We start from the raw sequence: 16083 nt of genomic DNA, 5'->3' as shown, positions 1-16083 counted from the left end.
AAGGACGACCGCTCGTGCGGGAGGCCGAACCGGTGAGGGCCGTACGGGAACGATCCCGTACGGCCCTCACCGCGTTCAGCGTGGTGGTACCTAAGCCGGAATGCTCGCCACCCCCGCCTCCAGGAACCGCTTCCCGTTCACCCGCTCCGAGACGCCCTCGCGGTCCAGGTACGGCGTGATGCCGCCCAGGTGGAAGGGCCAGCCGGCGCCGGTGATCAGGCAGAGGTCGATGTCCTGGGCCTCGGCGACGACGCCCTCGTCGAGCATCAGGCCGATCTCCTGGGCCACCGCGTCCAGGACGCGGTCGCGGACCTGCTCCTCGGTGAGGACGGTGTCCCCCTGCTTCAACAGCGCGGCGACCTCCGGGTCCAGCTCCGGCTTGCCGCTGTCGTAGACGTAGAAGCCGCGCTTGCCCGCCTCGACGACCGCCTTCAGGTTCGGGGAGACCGTGAAGCGCTCCGGGAAGGCCCGGTTGAGGGTCTCGGAGACGTGCAGGCCGATGGCCGGGCCGACCAGTTCGAGGAGGACCAGCGGGGACATCGGCAGGCCGAGGGGCTCCACCGCCTTCTCCGCCACCGCGACCGGCGTGCCCTCGTCGATGACGTTCTGGATCTCGCCCATGAAGCGGGTCAGGATGCGGTTCACCACGAACGCCGGGGCGTCCTTGACCAGGACCGCGGTCTTCTTCAGCTTCTTGGCGACGCCGAACGCCGTGGCCAGCGAGGCCTCGTCGGTCTGCTCGCCGCGGACGATCTCCAGCAGGGGGAGGATCGCGACCGGGTTGAAGAAGTGGAAGCCGACGACCCGCTCGGGGTGCTTCAGCTTCGAGGCCATCTCCGAGACGGAGAGGGAGGAGGTGTTCGTGGCCAGGATCGCGTGCGCGGGGGCCACCGCCTCGACCTCGGCGAAGACCTTCTGCTTGACGCCCATCTCCTCGAACACGGCCTCGATGACGAAGTCCGCGTCCGCGAAGCCCTCGGCCTTGTCCAGGACACCGGTGACCAGGGCCTTGAGGCGGTTGGCCTTGTCCTGGTTGACGCGGCCCTTGCCGAGCAGCTTGTCGATTTCGGCGTGGACGTAGCCCACGCCCTTGTCGACGCGCTCCTGGTCGATGTCCGTGAGGACGACCGGGACCTCCAGGCGGCGCAGGAAGAGCAGGGCGAGCTGGCTGGCCATCAGGCCGGCGCCGACGACGCCCACCTTGGTGACCGGGCGGGCCAGCGACTTGTCCGGGGCACCCGCGGGGCGCTTGCCGCGCTTCTGGACCAGGTTGAAGGCGTAGATGCCGGAGCGCAGTTCGCCGCCCATGATGAGGTCGGCGAGGGCCTGGTCCTCGGCGTCGTAGCCCTGCTGGAGGTCGCCGTTCTTGGCGGCGGCGATGATGTCCAGGGCGCGGTAGGCGGCCGGGGCGGCGCCGTGCACCTTGCCGTCGGCGATGAAGCGGCCCTTGGCGACCGCCTGGTCCCAGGCCTCGCCGCGGTCGATCAGCGGACGCTCGACGGTGATCTCGCCCTTGAGGACGGACGCCGTCCACAGCAGCGACTGCTCCAGGAAGTCCGCGCCCTCGAAGATCGCGTCCGCGATGCCGAGTTCGTGGACCTGCGCCCCCTTGAGCTGCTTGTTCTGGTTGAGGCTGTTCTCGATGATCACCGAGACGGCCTTGTCGGCGCCGATCAGGTTCGGCAGCAGCGTGCAGCCGCCCCAGCCGGGGACCAGGCCGAGGAAGACCTCGGGGAGGGAGAAGGCCGGGAGGGCCGCCGACACCGTGCGGTAGGTGCAGTGCAGGCCGATCTCCACGCCGCCGCCCATGGAGGCGCCGTTGTAGTACGCGAACGACGGCACCGCGAGGTTCGCCAGGCGCTTGAGGACGTCGTGGCCGCCCTTGCCGATGGCCAGCGCGTCCTTGTGCTCCGTCAGCAGCTCGACGCCCTTGAGGTCGGCGCCGACCGCGAAGATGAACGGCTTGCCGGTGACGCCGACGCCGACGATGTCGCCGTCCGCGGCCTCCTTCTCGACCTGGTCGAGGGCGGCGTCGATGTTCGCCAGCGACTGCGGGCCGAGCGTGGTCGGCTTGGTGTGGTCGTGGCCGTTGTCCAGGGTGACGAGGGCGAAGCGGCCCGCGCCCAGGGGGAGGTCGAAGTGGCGCACGTGGGCGCTCGTGACGACCTCGCCGGGGAACAGCTCGGCCGCACCCTTCAGCAGCTCTGCGGTGGTGCTCACTTGTCCCCCTCGAAGTGCGGGTTCTCCCAGATGACCGTCGCGCCCATGCCGAAGCCGACGCACATGGTGGTCAGGCCGTAGCGGACGTGCGGCTGCTCCTCGAACTGGCGGGCCAGCTGCGTCATCAGCCGGACGCCGGAGGAGGCCAGCGGGTGACCGAAGGCGATGGCGCCGCCGTACTGGTTGACGCGCGTGTCGTCGTCGGCGATGCCGTAGTGCTCCAGGAACGCGAGGACCTGGACGGCGAAGGCCTCGTTGATCTCGAACAGGCCGATGTCCGAGATGGACAGACCCGCCTGGGCGAGGGCCTTCTCGGTGGCCGGGATCGGGCCGTAGCCCATGACCTCCGGCTCCACGCCCGCGAAGGAGTACGCGACCAGGCGCATCTTCACGGGGAGGTTGTTCTCGCGGGCGAAGTCCTCGCTCGCGATGAGGGAGGCGGTCGCGCCGTCGTTCAGACCGGCCGCGTTGCCCGCGGTGACCCGGCCGTGCACGCGGAACGGCGTCTTCAGGCCCGCCAGGTTCTCCAGGGTGGTGCCGGGGCGCATCGGCTCGTCCGCCGTGACCAGGCCCCAGCCCGTCTCGCCCGCCTCTTCGTTGGTGCGGCGCACCGAGACCGGCACCAGGTCGGCCTGGATCTGGCCGTTGGCGTAGGCCTTGGCTGCCTTCTCCTGCGAGCGCACCGCGTACTCGTCGGCGCGCTGCTTGGTGATCGACGGGTAGCGGTCGTGCAGGTTCTCCGCGGTCATGCCCATGAACAGGGCGGACTCGTCGACCAGCTTCTCGCTGACGAACCGCGGGTTCGGGTCCACGCCCTCGCCCATCGGGTGGCGGCCCATGTGCTCGACGCCGCCCGCGATCGCGACGTCGTACGCGCCGAAGGCGACCGAGCCGGCCACCGAGGTGACGGCGGTCAGGGCGCCCGCGCACATGCGGTCGATGGAGTAGCCCGGGACCGAGGTGGGCAGGCCCGCCAGGATGCCGGCGGTGCGGCCGATGGTCAGGCCCTGGTCGCCGATCTGCGTGGTCGCGGCGACGGCGACCTCGTCGATCTTCTTGGGGTCGAGACCGGGGTTGCGGCGCAGCAGCTCCCGGATCGCCTTCACGACCAGGTCGTCGGCGCGGGTCTCGTGGTAGACGCCCTTCGGGCCCGCCTTGCCGAACGGGGTGCGGACGCCGTCGACGAAGACGACGTCCCTGACGGTACGAGGCACGATGGCTCTCCTCCAGGGTGCGGGATGGCACTGCTGCGGCACGCATGCACTGAGCGCGCGCTCAGCCCCATGCTACTTATGAGTAACGTAGCTGCCCAGTCCCCCCGGCGGGAGCGGCGAAGGTCACACCCGCGGCGCACTCCCCGTCACACCACCGGAGGAGGTACCGCACCGCGACCTTGGCCGGAATCCGCCGCTCCTGCTACGCCGCCTCCCGGCTCAGCGCCGCCACCAGGACCGGTGTCACCTGCTCCACCTGCCAGGGCCGGGCCCCGTGTCCGGCGAGGGCCGCGCCCACGGACTCGGCGTCGGCGGTCGCGGGCGGTTCCCAGCAGACCCGGCGCACCGTGTCGGGCGTGATCAGGTTCTCCTGGGGCATGCTCAGCCGCTCGGCCAGCGCCGTCACCGCCGCCCGTGCCGCGGTCAGCCGGGCCGCGGCGGCCGGGTCCTTGTCGGCCCAGGCCCGCGGCGGCGGGGGGCCGGTCACCGGCTGGCCGGGCTGTGGCAACTGCGACTCGGACAGCGCCCTGGCCCGGTCGACCGACAGCTGCCACTGCTCCAGCTGCCGGCGGTTCACCCTGCCGAACCCGTTCAGCGCGGCCAGCGCGTGCGCGTTGGGCGGCAGCGCGAGGGCGGCCTCGACGATGGCCGCGTCCCCGAGCACCTTGCCGGGGGAGACGTCCCGGCGCTGCGCGATCCGGTCCCGGGCCTGCCACAGCTCCCGCACCACGGCGAGCTGGCGGCGCCGGCGCACCTTGTGCATGCCGGACGTACGGCGCCACGGGTCCTTGCGCGGCTCGGCCGGCGGGGCGGAGGCGATCGCGTCGAACTCCTGCCGGGCCCACTCCAGCTTGCCCTGGCGGTCCAGCTCCTTCTCCAGGGCGTCCCGCAGGTCGACCAGCAGCTCGACGTCGAGCGCGGCGTAGCGCAGCCAGGGCTCGGGCAGCGGGCGCGTCGACCAGTCGACGGCGGAGTGGCCCTTCTCCAGGACGAAGCCCAGGACGTTCTCCACCATCGCGCCGAGGCCGACGCGCGGGAAGCCGGCGAGCCGCCCGGCCAGCTCGGTGTCGAAGACGCGGGTGGGCACCATCCCTATTTCCCGCAGGCACGGCAGGTCCTGGGTGGCCGCGTGCAGCACCCACTCCGCGTCGGCGATCGCCGCACCGAGGCCGGAGAGATCGGGACAGGCCACCGGATCGATCAGCGCGGACCCCGCGCCCGCACGGCGCAGCTGCACCAGGTACGCGCGCTGGCCGTAGCGGTAGCCGGAGGCGCGCTCGGCGTCGACGGCGACGGGGCCGCTCCCGGCGGCGAAGGCGGCGGTCACTTCGGCGAGGGCGTCCGCGTCGGCGATCACCGGCGGAATGCCCTCGCGTGGTTCCAGCAAGGGGATCGGCGCCTGACTCACAGAAGATCCGGCGTCGTCCGGAGGGGCGCCTCCGGTGGTTCGCAGTGGACGGTCTGCTGCGGTTTCGTGGGCGTCGGTCACCTGTCAAGGGTATCGGTGGATCGACGGAGCCCGCCGACGGAACGTTCCGTCGGCGGGCTCCGGGGGGTCGTAAACCAGTCAGGTCAGTGAAAGACCGGCTTCACGGGGGCGTTGTCGGGGGAGTGGGAAGTGGCGAGCGGGAGCGAAAGCGGGAGTGGGGAACGAAGAGCGGCGGGGAACGGGGAGTAGGGATCGGCGATCGGGGCTCGTGGCTCGGGGCTCGGAGCGGTCAGTGGATGATCCCCGTGCGCAGGGCCACCGCGACCATCCCGGCGCGGTCACCCGTGCCGAGCTTGCGGGCGATGCGGGCCAGGTGGCTCTTGACGGTCAGGGCGGACAGGCCCATCGAGACGCCGATCGCCTTGTTCGACTGGCCCTCCGCGACCAGCCGCAGCACCTCCACCTCGCGGCCGGAGAGCTCGCGGTAGCCGCCCGGGTGGCTCGGGGCGCCCGGGGGGCGGCGGTGCAGCCGGGCGGCGGCGGCGCCGATGGGGGCGGCGCCCGGCCGGGTGGGGAGCCCGACGTTGGTGCGGGTGCCGGTGACGACGTAGCCCTTGACGCCGCCGGCGAGGGCGTTGCGCACGGCGCCGATGTCGTCGGCGGCGGACAGGGCGAGCCCGTTGGGCCAGCCCGCGGCGCGGGTCTCCGACAGCAGGGTCAGGCCCGAGCCGTCGGGGAGGTGGACGTCCGCGACGCAGATGTCGCGGGGGTTGCCGATGCGGGGACGAGCCTCCGCGACGGACGAGGCCTCGATGACGTCGCGCACACCGAGCGCCCACAGGTGGCGGGTGACGGTGGAACGGACGCGCGGGTCGGCCACGACCACCATGGCGGTCGGCTTGTTCGGGCGGTAGGCGACCAGGCTTGCAGGCTGCTCGAGGAGAACGGACACCAGGCCTCCTGGGGTGCGGGGACGGAGCCGGCTCATGGGGTTTAAGCCGGGACGAACCGTGCTTTCAAGGTCACAGTCGTCTTCGGCACCGAACGCGTCCGCCTTTAGAGAATGATCACGATCTGGTGAGTAACAATCCGAGCAATTCGGACACGCTGTCGATCATTCGAAGATCGAACGGTTCCGTACTTTGTCGATACGAGGCCGAAAGTGGCCGTGTCGACAAAGTGACGGAACCTCCTCCGGACGTGCGGACCCCCTGCCCAGAACGATGAACGACGGCTGGTGAAGGGTCAGCGCGACTGCGGGCCGCGCCGCTGCGGCAGCGTCACGACCGAGGCGTCGCCCGGCGCCGCCGGCGGCAGACCCGCGACCTGGGCCAGCAGATCGCACCACGAGGAGAGGTGCGCCGCGGTGTCCGGGACGCCGCCGAGACCCTCGCGCGGCGTCCAGGACGCCCGGATCTCGATCTGCGAGGCGGACGGGCGCGCCGAGAGCCCTCCGAAATAGTGGGAACTCGCACGCGTGACCGTGCCGCTGGGCTCCCCGTACGTCAGCCCGCGGGCCTGGAGCGCGCCGGTCAGCCAGGACCAGCACACCTCCGGCAGCAGCGGATCCGCCGCCATCTCCGGTTCCAGCTCCGCCCGCACCAGCGTCACCAGCCGGAAGGTCCCGTGCCAGGCGTCGTGCCCGGCCGGGTCGTGCAGCAGGACCAGCCGCCCGTCCGCCAGGTCCTCGTCCCCGTCCACGACCGCGGCCTCGAGGGCGTAGGCGTGCGGGGCGAGCCGCTTCGGAGCGGGGGTCGCCTCCACCTCGATCTGCGGCCGCAGCCGCGCGGCCCGCAGCGCCTCCACGGCGGCCGCGAAGGCCGGCGGCGCGGCACTCCCGGCACTCCCGGTGCCCCCGCCGCTTCCGCCGCTTCCGTTGCTTCCGTTGTGACTCCCCTTGTGCCGGGCCTCTTCCTCGGTCCCCTTCGCCTCGTCCATTTCGCCAGCGCCGTCCGACAGTCGTCCCTGAGCCGCAGCCATGCGGGGAACATTAAGCGGAACGGCGGCCCGGCGCAGGGAGGGACACCCGCGTGCGGACGCGATGTCCGGATCACGCGGCCCCGCGGGGGCGCGCGGGAGGCGCCCCACCCGTGGTCCGGTGCCGTTCCGGGGGCATGCGAGACTTGCCGGTGTGAGTGCCAACCAGAGCCCCGCGGGCCAGCAGCCGACCGCCACGTACGACTCCGCGTTCCTCAAGGCGTGCAGGCGTGAGCCGGTTCCGCACACCCCGGTCTGGTTCATGCGGCAGGCCGGGCGCTCACTGCCGGAGTACCTGAAGGTGCGCGAGGGCATCCCGATGCTCGAGTCCTGCACCCGGCCGGAGCTGGTCGCCGAGATCACCCTCCAGCCGGTGCGCCGGCACGGGGTGGACGCGGCGGTCTACTACAGCGACATCGTGGTCCCGCTCAAGGCCATCGGTATCGACCTCGACATCAAGCCAGGCGTCGGCCCCGTCATCGCGAACCCGATCCGCACCCGCGCGGACCTGGCACAGCTGCGCGACCTCACCCCCGGGGACGTCACCTACGTCACGGAGGCCTTCGGCCTGCTCACCCGCGAGCTGGGCGCCACCCCGCTGATCGGCTTCGCGGGCGCGCCGTTCACCCTCGCCAGCTACCTCGTCGAGGGCGGCCCGTCCCGCAACCACGAGCACACCAAGGCCCTCATGTACGGCGACCCGCAGCTGTGGGCCGACCTCCTGGACCGGCTCGCCGGCATCACGGCCGCCTTCCTGAAGGTGCAGATCGAGGCGGGCGCGAGCGCCGTCCAGCTCTTCGACTCCTGGGTCGGCGCGCTGTCCCCCGCGGACTACCGCCGTTCGGTGCTGCCCGCCTCCCGCAAGGTCTTCGAGGCCGTCTCCGGGTACGGCGTGCCGCGCGTCCACTTCGGCGTCGGCACCGGCGAGCTGCTGGGCCTGCTCGGCGAGGCCGGTGCGGACGTCGTCGGCGTCGACTGGCGCGTCCCGCTGGACGAGGCGGCCCGCCGCGTCGGCCCGGGCAAGGCGCTCCAGGGCAACCTGGACCCGGCCGTCCTCTTCGCCGGGCGGGAGGCGGTCGAGACCAAGACCCGCGAGGTCCTGGACGCGGCGGCGGGCCTGGAGGGCCACGTCTTCAACCTCGGCCACGGCGTCCTGCCGAACACCGACCCGGACGCGCTGACCCGCCTCGTGGAGTACGTCCACACGCAGACCGCCCGCTGAGGGCACCCGCCCGGGGAGGGGTCCCGGCTCAGCGCGCCGACGCGTCCGTCAGGGCCTCCGCCGCGGCAACACCCGAGGCCGCGCTCGCGCCGTGGGTGAAGATCTGGGCCGCCGCGGCGGTGCCGGCGCCCGGCAGGCCCATCTCCACCACGATCGCGTCCGGGCGGGCGGCGGTCAGGCCGGTCACGGCGCGGCTCATCCACGCGTGCCGGGCGGCGTCGCGGGCGACGATCACCAGGGGGCGCCCCACGGCCGGTTCGAGGGCGCAGCTCTCCAACGCCACCGTCCCCTCCTCCAGTTCCTGCCCGCGCACCCGCACGGAGGTCGTACCCGGCAGGCGCTCCCGCAGCGGTTCGGCCACGCCCCACGGGGTCTCCTTGCCGATGGCCATGTTGGTCACCGGGGCCAGCTCGACCACGTGCGGCGCGGCCCTCAGCGGCAGGGCGGCCCGCGCGGCGCCGGTGAGCCGCACGGCCCGGCGGGCGGCGACGTGGCCGATGCCGTCCCCGGCGGCCTCCCCGGCGACGCCGGACGCCCGCAGCCCGGCCGACCAGCGGGCGAACTCCCGTACCCGGCCCGCCGCCTCGGCCAGCCGCTCCTCGGGCAGCTCCCCGCCCGTCACCGCGGCGGTCAGCGCCTTGACCAGGAGCGCGACGGTCGCCTCCTCGGCGCTCTCGCCGCCCACGCAGATGGCGTCCACCCCGGCGCCGACGGCCTTGACCGTGGCGCCGTCGATGCCGTAGCGGCGGGTGACGGCGCCCATCTCGATGGCGTCGCTGACGACCAGGCCGTCGAAGCCCAGCTCCTCGCGGAGCAGGCCGTGCAGGATCCGCCGGCTCAGCGTGGCCGGCAGGTCCGGGTCGTAGGCGGGCACCAGCAGGTGGCCGCTCATGACCGCGCGCACCCCGGCCGCGACGGCGGCCCGGAACGGGGGCAGCGCCTGGGCGGCGATCTCGTCCCGGCCGGCCGGGTAGGCGGGCAGGTCGTGGTGGGAGTCGACGGCGACGTCCCCGTGGCCGGGGAAGTGCTTGGCACAGGCGGCGACGCCGGACGACTGGAGGCCGCGGATCCACGCGGTGGTGTGCCGGGAGACCACCTCGGGGTCCGAGCCGAAGGAGCGCACGCCGATGATCGGGTTGTCCGGGTTGGAGTTGACGTCCGCGCTCGGCGCGTAGTCGAGGCTCACCCCGGCGGCGCGCAGCTGCCGGCCGAGGTCGGCGGCGACCGCCTCGGTCAGCGCCGGGTCGTCGACGGTGCCGAGGGCGAAGTTGCCCGGCCGGGACGACCCGGTGGCGGACTCGATGCGGGTGACGTCGCCCGCCTCCTCGTCGATCGCGACGATCAGGTCGGGGTTCTCGGCACGCAGTTGGGCGGTCAGGCCGGCGACCTGCTCGGTGGAGACGATGTTGCGGGAGAAGAGCACGACGGAGGCCAGTCCGTCGCCGATGTCGCGCAGGATCCAGTCGGGGGCCTCGGTGCCCACGAAACCCGGCTGCAGAACGGAAAGCGCGAGCCGACGCAACTCGCTGCTGTGCTTGCTGGAGGACACCGGCCGCGCCTTTCGGGTGGTTTCTTGGTATAGACCAAGAGTGTGCGCGTTCAGGTTAACCAGACGTGTCAAGAGCGCCCTTCGGTGAACTCGTAAGTAACAACTTGCCTAGTGGCAAGGGGTGTTGACACCTTCCCTTGGTCTAGTCCATTGTGAGGCGCAAGTTCGGCGGGGGACGGATGTGACACCAGCTTCCGCGCCGGACGTACGACGACTTCCGTGACGACCACCCCGGACCTCGCTCCGCTCCCGCCCCGTGCCGTGAGCGGGCCCGCTGCCACCACCGACCTCATGTGCGACGGCCCGACCACCGTCGTACACACCGCCGTTGCCCGCACGGGGCGACGGCGAGGATCTGGAGCACCACATGGCGACGCCCGATTCCTACCTCCACCGAGCCCCGTCGGACCTGCCCTACTTCAGCGCGGACGCCGACACCTACCTGGCCCGCACCCAGCTGCGCGACCTCGACAAGACACGTCCGCTGCGAGTGCTGTCCGAGGAGGACTTCGCCCACTGGCAGACGTACGGCTACGTCGTGGTGAAGGAGGCGATACCCGCCGACTCCGCGCGCCGACTGCTCGACTTCGCCTGGGAGTTCCAGGGGCTGGACCCCGACCGCCCCGACACCTGGTACGAGGACCGCGAGTACCGCTCCGACCTCGACCGGGAGCTGCACATCTACGGCTTCGTCGAGGCGTACCACCACCAGCTCATCTGGGACAGCCGCCAGGCGCAGCGCGTCTACGACGCCTTCGTCGACGTGTGGGACTGCGAGGAGCTGTGGGTCACCCTGGACCGGCTCAACCTCAACCCGCCCAACACGGGCAACCGCGACCGCGCCCTGATCGACAAGCCGGACCGCGGCTTCGACATCGACCTGCACTGGGACGTGGACACCACGCTCGGCGTCCTGCCCCAGCGCGTCCAGGGCATCATCGCGCTCAACGACACCAAGCCCGACCACGGCGGCTTCCAGTGCTGCCCCGAGCTGTTCCGCCGCTTCGACCGCTGGAAGGCCCTCCAGCCCGACGGGCGCGACCCGATCAGGCCCGCGATCGACCGCGAGGACATGCCCGTCGTACGGCCCGACCTGGAGGCCGGCGACCTGCTCATCTGGAACGGCCTGCTGGCCCACGGCGTCGCCCCGAACGTCTCCGGCGAGGGCGTGCGCTCGGTGCAGTACCTGTCGATGATGCCCGCGCTCGAATCCCACCGCACCCTGCGCGACTCCCGCGTCGATTCCTGGCGCACCCTCGCCACCCCCGACTGGAACGCCACCCTCCTCGGCGACGCCCACCGGCACGAGTCCGAGCGCTACGGCCCCGCCGAACTGACCGACCTCGGCGCCAGGCTGCTCGGCCTGAAGTCCTGGCACGCGGACGCCGGCACCGAGGGCAGCGACGAGAACAGCGACCGGAACAACGACCGGAACAACGTCCGGAACAGCGACCGGAACGAGGCCACCGGGGACGGCGCATGCGCGGCATCTGCCTGACCCTGCCCACCAACCGGCACTGCCCGGACACCGTCGCGGCCCTGGGCGAGGAAGCCGCCTACGCCGCCGATCACTTCGACATCGATGTCCACCTGCTCGTCCTCGACTCCTGCCCGCCCGAGGAACGCGCCGCCCACGCCGCCGCGTTACGGCGCCTGCCGGCCCACCCCCGGATCACGGCGCACCACCTCGACGAGGCCGCCCAGCGCGACTTCCTGACCCGGGTGGCGGCACGCTCCGGGAGCGCCAAGCCCGAACTGCTCCTGGACCTGATGCTCCCCGACGGGCTGTCCTACGGCGCCTGCACCAACCGCGCCTTCCTGATCGCGGCCGCGCTCGGCTGCGACTCCGTCCACCGCAGGGACTCCGACAGCCGCTACCAGAGCGTGGACGGCCGTACCGTCTTCCCCGTCCACCACGAACTGCTCTCCCTCGGCGAGCGCGCCGCCGACGCCGTGTCCGGCGTCACCGAGCCGGTCGCCCTGACGGACGACCTCCTCCAGCGGCGGGTCGCCATGGTCGGCAGCTCCTTCGTGGGCGAACTGTCCGTCGACATCGCGCAGGTACGGGACGCCGACCCCGCCGTCTACCACGACGTCGTCTCCCTCTGGGCCCCCGAGGACTGGTCCGCCGAGCAGAAGCGCGCCCTGGTCGAGGAGTCCTTCACCGGCGCGGGCACCGAACCCTTCACGGCGGACCACTCGCTGCTGACGGTGGTCGACCCGATGCGCGTGGACATGTGCAACATCGCCTTTTACGGCCCGACGGTCAGCGAACGCGTGCCGCTGCCGCCCGCCCGGGACACCATCGGCAGCGACTACTTCCTCATCCACCTCGTGCACGACGCGCGGCTGCCGGGCGTGCTGCACAACCGGAACATCGTCAACTACTACACCGGCGAACGCCGGACGGGACCCGGCTTCCTCGCCTACCAGACCCGCTTCGCCAAGTTCCTGCTGTCGATGCTCTACTTCCACCACGTCTACGACCGCATGGCCGAGGCGGGCGACGCCCTGCTGGACGAGCACGGCCGGGTCCGCCCCGACACCGTCGCCGCCCTGGCCCGCGAGAGCACCGGCCTCGACACCGCGGAGAACGTCCGCAGGCTCGACGCCCTGGACGCCGCCTACCGCCGACTCGGCGGCAGATACGCCGACTTCGCCGACCTGCTGGCCGGCCGCCGCGCCCGCCTCCTGGACGAGGCACGCGGCGACATGGCCGACTTCGCGCTGCTGACGGAGGCCTGGGAGTCCATGGTGGCCGCGGCGAGGACCACCCCGGTCCGCCTGCCCGAGGGGGAGCCGCGGTGAGCGCCCCGACGGCCGCGGACCTCGGCGAACCCCTGGCCGCAGCCCTCGCCGCCGCCACCGAGGACCTGCTCGTGTACGACCTGGCCGGCATCGAGCGGCGCCACGACACACTGCGGGACGAACTGCCGGGCGTGCACGTGCGGTTCGCGATGAAGGCCTGCCCGGTCGACGAGGTCCTCGCCGCCCTGGCCGGCCGGGGCGCCGGTGCCGACGCGGCAAGCCCCGGCGAGGTCGAGCAGGCGCTGCGGGCCGGGGTGCCGGCCGGCCGCGTGCACTACGGCAACACCGTCAAGTCCGACCGGAACATCGCCGAGGCCCACCGGCTCGGCGTACGCACCTTCGCCACCGACAGCCTCCAGGACGTCGCAGCCCTCGCCGCCCACGCGCCCGGCGCCCGCGTGTTCTGCCGGGTGGCGACCGGCGGGGCGGGCGCGCTGTGGGGACTGAGCAACAAGTTCGGCTGCCCGCCCGGCGACGCCGTCCGGGTGCTGGTGGCGGCCCGGGACGCCGGGCTGGTGCCGGCCGGCCTGTCCGTGCACGTCGGGTCCCAGCAGATGACGAGCGAGGCCTGGCACGGCGCCGTCGACGACCTGGGCGACGTGCTGCGCGCACTCGGCCGGCGCGGCATCCGCGTCGACCACGTCAACCTCGGCGGCGGCCTGCCCGCGCTCGGCTACCGCGACCGGCACGGCGCCCCCCTGGACCCACCGCTGGACAAGATCTTCGCGGTGATCCGGGAGGGCATGGACGAGCTGCGCCGGATCCACGGCGGCCACCTGGACTTCGTCGTCGAACCCGGGCGGCACCTCGTCGCCGACCACGGCGCGATCCGCGCCCACGTCGCCCGCCTCACCGAGCGCCGGTCGGCCGACGGCCGGCGGCAGCACTGGCTCTACCTGAGCTGCGGCAAGTTCAACGGCCTGTACGAGATGGACGCCCTGCAGTACCGACTGGTCTTCCCGGGCCACCCCGACGGCCCGTACGTCCCGGCCGTGGTCGCCGGACCCACCTGCGACAGCGACGACGCCTACTCCCACGAGGAGGGGCTGGTCCCGGTGCCCGAGGCGCTGGTCTCGGGCGACCCGGTCTGGGTGCTGTCCTGCGGCGCCTACGCGACCAGCTACACGACCCGGGGCTTCAACGGCTTCGACCCGCTCCCGTACGCCTTCGCGGGCCGCCCGGAGGGGACCGGCGCCGATGACTGAGACCGTGCGCGTACGCCCCCTCGCCGACGGGGACTGGGACGCGGTCGTGACGCTGGAGCGGGACGCCTACACCGGCCTCGGCCTCTCGGAGGGCCGGGCCGCGCTCCAGTCCAGGGCGGCGGCGTCGCCGGACACCTGCTTCGTGGTGGACGTCGGCGCCCGTACCGCGGGCTACGTGCTCGCGCTGCCCTATCCGCCGCACCGCTACCCGGACCTGACGCGGACGGAGGCGGCCCGGGGCGCGTCCGAGCCCGGGAACCTCCACCTGCACGACATCGTCGTCGCCCCCGGGCTGCGCCGCAGGGGCCTCGGACGGCACCTCCTGCACCACCTCACCGCCACCGCCCGGACGCGCGGGGACGAGCGGATCTCCCTGGTCGCCGTGGGCGGCACCGAGCCGTTCTGGTCGGCGCGCGGCTTCGTGGCCGAGCCGGGGGTGGTGCCGGCCGGCGAGTACGGCGGCGACGCCGTCTACATGTCCAAGCCGGTGGCGGCCGCCCGGCGGACCCGGGGCCGCCCGCCCCTCTCCCCGCCCGACCCCACCCTGCGCGAAGTGAGCTGATTGCGCGTGACCCGTCTCCACGACCCCTTCCGGCGCGGCCAACTGGCCATCGCCGCGCTGTTCCTGTCCCTCGGCTTCCAGTACGCCACCTGGGCCGCGCGGATCCCCGCCATCAAGGCCGACCTCGACCTGAGCGCGGCCGAGGTGGGGGTGCTCCTGATGGCCGCGGGGGTCGGGGCGGCGGTGTCCTTCCCGGCGGTGGCCTGGCTGATGCGCCGGATGGGCTCGCGGCGGCTGGCCCTGCTGTCCCAGCTGGGCCTGGCCCTGCTGCTGCTCGCCCTGGCGGCGGCGCCCAACTACCCGGTGGCCCTGCTGGTGATGTGCGCCGACGGCGTCCTCGTCGGCTGCCTGAACGTGGCCATGAACGCGCAGGGCGCGGCCCTGGAGACACGGCACGAACGCAACACCATGGCGAAGCTGCACGCCGTCTTCAGCGCCGGCTCCCTGCTCGCGGCCCTGCTCGCCTCCGGCATGACCGCCGCCACCGGATCGGTCGCGGCGCACTTCGGTGTCGCCGTCGTCCTCCTCGCCGCGCTGGGCGTGACGGCGCGCACCGGACTGCTCGACGAGGACGCCCCGGCCGACCGGCCGGACCCGGCCGACGACGGGGCCACGGCCGACGCCCCGGCCGACGCCGGCCCGAAGCCGGGGCGCCGCCGCTGGACCGTCCCCTCGCGCCTGACCCTGTGGATGTGCTGCGCCATGGTCTTCGGCACGGTCGCCGAGGGCGCCATGAACGACTGGTCCGCCCTCTACCTGAAGGACGTCGCCGAGGCCTCGGCGGAACTCGCCCCGCTCGGCATCGCCGTGGTGTCCGGGATGATGGTCGTCGCCCGCCTCTTCGCCGACGGCTGGCGCGGCCGCTGGGGCGACGGACGGGTCGTCCTGCTGGGCAGCGCCGTGGCCGCCGCCGGTCTCGCCGTCGCCCTGGTCAGCGGCGGCGTCGCCCCGGCGCTCGCGGGCTTCGCCTGCATGGGCCTGGGCATCGCGGCCGTGACCCCCTGCGTCTACGCCGCCGCCGCCCGGCAGGGCTCGGACGCGCTGACCCTGGTCGCCGCCATGGGCACCACGGGGCTGCTGGCCGGCCCGCCGCTCATCGGCTTCATCGCCGGAGCGAGCAACCTGGCGTGGGGCATGGGCGCCGTGGCCGCCTCGGCGGGCGCCGTCGCGCTGTGCAGCACCCGGATCAGCTGGACCGAACCGGCCTCCGTCGCGCAGAGCGAGGCGACCCCTGCCTGAGCACACCCCGCCCGCCGTTCCCCACCCCGCCGCAGCGGCCAGGCGGATGACCGCGAGACGGTACTGCCCGCCCGGCCGGCGGTGAACCGGTCCGCCCCGTTGAACGCCCCCGTCCGCGTGTACGTATGCCCTCTCAACCGCCCGCGGCCCGGGGAAGGCGGGACGCGGGGACGACGTGAGGAACAGGCGATGAACGAACGGGTCACACCGGCTCCGGCGATGCACGCCCTGCCCGACGGCGAGGCCGAGGTCGCCCTCGTCCTCCGCCTCCCCTGGGAGGACGTCGCCCGCCTCGGTCAGGAGGCGGGGCGGCTGGCGGCGCAGATGCAGCGGCCGGTGACGCTGGACGAGGCGGTGAGCCACCGGCTGCGCTCCGCGCGCGGCGCGTCCCACGCCAAGCCGGCCGGTGAGCAGCCACCCGCGGTGCGCACCCCGGTACCGGCGACCGCCCCGGCGTCGATGGGCGCCCCGGCGTCCGTGTCCTCCCTGCCGGCGCGGCCCCCGGCCGAGCAGGCACGGCAGGCCATCGACCGGATCAACGGCACGGCCTGACCGGCGGGCGCCCCTAGGGCCTGTCTGACAATTCCCGTCTGCCGCGCGACGCCATGCACGCCCTCTCGCCGCACCGGCCCCAGACCCGAGTACGGCCAGTACGCGG

General features: G+C 73.3%; 13 protein-coding genes. 7 read left to right on the top strand and 6 right to left on the bottom strand.

What is annotated here, in order from left to right:
- Window positions 1-90: 90 nt before the first annotated feature.
- The 5 genes from ACFV9J_RS39700 to ACFV9J_RS39680 form a co-directional block, all read right to left on the bottom strand.
- Window positions 91-2220 (bottom strand): 3-hydroxyacyl-CoA dehydrogenase NAD-binding domain-containing protein, encoded by a 2130-nt coding sequence (locus tag ACFV9J_RS39700; RefSeq protein ID WP_385362980.1) that lies wholly within the window; start codon window positions 2218-2220, stop codon window positions 91-93.
- Window positions 2217-3434, bottom strand: a complete 1218-nt coding sequence (locus tag ACFV9J_RS39695; RefSeq protein WP_385362977.1) for a thiolase family protein — start codon at window positions 3432-3434, stop codon at window positions 2217-2219. The genes ACFV9J_RS39700 and ACFV9J_RS39695 overlap by 4 nt, the downstream gene beginning before the upstream one ends.
- Before the next feature lie 202 nt (window positions 3435-3636).
- Complete coding sequence (locus ACFV9J_RS39690; RefSeq protein WP_385362976.1) at window positions 3637-4923, bottom strand: HRDC domain-containing protein; 1287 nt, start codon at window positions 4921-4923, stop codon at window positions 3637-3639.
- A 229-nt stretch (window positions 4924-5152) separates the two neighbouring features.
- A complete protein-coding gene (locus ACFV9J_RS39685; protein ID WP_003972894.1) occupies window positions 5153-5815 on the bottom strand; it encodes a response regulator transcription factor in 663 nt (220 codons plus the stop codon).
- A 293-nt stretch (window positions 5816-6108) separates the two neighbouring features.
- Window positions 6109-6843 (bottom strand): DUF3000 domain-containing protein, encoded by a 735-nt coding sequence (locus ACFV9J_RS39680; protein ID WP_385362974.1) that lies wholly within the window; start codon window positions 6841-6843, stop codon window positions 6109-6111.
- Window positions 6844-6994: 151 nt separating this feature from the next.
- On the opposite strand from ACFV9J_RS39680, the gene hemE reads away from it, so the two are divergent.
- Window positions 6995-8062, top strand: coding sequence for a uroporphyrinogen decarboxylase (gene hemE, locus ACFV9J_RS39675; RefSeq protein WP_385362972.1), 1068 nt, complete (start codon window positions 6995-6997; stop codon window positions 8060-8062).
- A gap of 28 nt (window positions 8063-8090) precedes the next feature.
- On the opposite strand, the gene ACFV9J_RS39670 is transcribed toward hemE, so the two are convergent.
- On the bottom strand, window positions 8091-9611 hold the full coding sequence (locus ACFV9J_RS39670) for a glycoside hydrolase family 3 protein (protein WP_385362970.1): 1521 nt from the start codon (window positions 9609-9611) through the stop codon (window positions 8091-8093).
- Between the two features lie 367 nt (window positions 9612-9978).
- Here ACFV9J_RS39670 and ACFV9J_RS39665 point away from each other — a divergent pair, with 367 nt between their 5' ends.
- The 6 genes from ACFV9J_RS39665 to ACFV9J_RS39640 all read left to right on the top strand — a co-directional run bounded on the left by ACFV9J_RS39665 (window position 9979) and on the right by ACFV9J_RS39640 (window position 15977).
- On the top strand, window positions 9979-11109 hold the full coding sequence (locus ACFV9J_RS39665; protein ID WP_385362998.1) for a phytanoyl-CoA dioxygenase family protein: 1131 nt from the start codon (window positions 9979-9981) through the stop codon (window positions 11107-11109).
- Entirely contained in the window at window positions 11091-12419 is a 1329-nt protein-coding gene (locus tag ACFV9J_RS39660) for a DUF6271 family protein (RefSeq protein WP_385362968.1), read from the top strand. The genes ACFV9J_RS39665 and ACFV9J_RS39660 overlap by 19 nt, the downstream gene beginning before the upstream one ends.
- Window positions 12416-13624, top strand: coding sequence for a type III PLP-dependent enzyme (locus tag ACFV9J_RS39655; RefSeq protein WP_385362965.1), 1209 nt, complete (start codon window positions 12416-12418; stop codon window positions 13622-13624). Before ACFV9J_RS39660 ends, ACFV9J_RS39655 begins: the two co-directional genes overlap by 4 nt.
- The gene (locus ACFV9J_RS39650) at window positions 13617-14186 is read left to right on the top strand and encodes a GNAT family N-acetyltransferase (protein WP_385362962.1); all 570 of its coding nucleotides are present in this window, start codon (window positions 13617-13619) and stop codon (window positions 14184-14186) included. The genes ACFV9J_RS39655 and ACFV9J_RS39650 overlap by 8 nt, the downstream gene beginning before the upstream one ends.
- A 6-nt stretch (window positions 14187-14192) precedes the next feature.
- Window positions 14193-15425 carry an MFS transporter gene (locus ACFV9J_RS39645; RefSeq protein ID WP_385362960.1) on the top strand — a complete coding sequence of 411 codons (1233 nt, stop codon included), beginning with the start codon at window positions 14193-14195 and terminating at the stop codon, window positions 15423-15425.
- 189 nt (window positions 15426-15614) lie between these two features.
- The gene (locus ACFV9J_RS39640; protein WP_115744787.1) at window positions 15615-15977 is read left to right on the top strand and encodes a hypothetical protein; all 363 of its coding nucleotides are present in this window, start codon (window positions 15615-15617) and stop codon (window positions 15975-15977) included.
- Window positions 15978-16083: the final 106 nt, after the last annotated feature.

Source organism: Streptomyces sp. NPDC059906 (genome assembly GCF_042730645.1).
In the GTDB taxonomy this organism is placed as follows: Bacteria; Actinomycetota; Actinomycetes; order Streptomycetales; family Streptomycetaceae; genus Streptomyces; species Streptomyces rubrogriseus.
The sequence above is the reverse complement of the archived record's forward strand: the minus strand, read 5'-3'. Positions and strand labels throughout refer to the sequence as shown.